Raw genomic sequence first — 417 nt, 5'->3', positions numbered from 1 at the left:
CCGCTTTGCGGATCGAGCGGGTGTCGCATTGCCCGGCTGTTTTGTTGGAGTTGATGTGAACACCTTTCCTTCAGCGACATCTGTTCTTCTGTCCATTTGAAGGTGTCCAAACTGTCCAAATGTCTATGTGGCGGAGAGCGTTCTGGACAATTGGACAGATTGGACAGGGGGTTCAGGACAGTGGGTCCGGGGTGAGACGGTAGTGACCGCGCCCGCCTTTTTGCACCTCTCCCCCGTCGGCCATACGCTGCAGGGTCTTTGCGCAGAGATCATAGTCGAGAGCCGCATGTTCGGCGATCTCCTTTGGCGCTTGCATCCCCGCCTTCAGTGCTGCGCGGATAGCTTTGCGGGTCTCGCTGCCAAAGGCATCACAAGGACGCCCAAGATCCGTCCAGAGGCAGGTTTGTGCATCGAAGG

Annotated in this window: 1 protein-coding gene; it reads right to left on the bottom strand. The window is 57.6% G+C overall.

Annotated features, from left to right (window positions below; all coding sequences use genetic code 11):
* Positions 1-172: 172 nt before the first annotated feature.
* Positions 173-417 (bottom strand): helix-turn-helix domain-containing protein (locus TR61_RS20240; protein WP_216595453.1); only part of this gene is annotated, 245 nt, incomplete at its 5' end.

It is taken from the genome of Aestuariivita boseongensis, from assembly GCF_001262635.1.
Classification (GTDB): domain Bacteria; phylum Pseudomonadota; class Alphaproteobacteria; order Rhodobacterales; family Rhodobacteraceae; genus Aestuariivita; species Aestuariivita boseongensis.
Note: the sequence above shows the minus strand (reverse complement) of the source record. Positions and strands in the feature narration are given on the sequence as shown.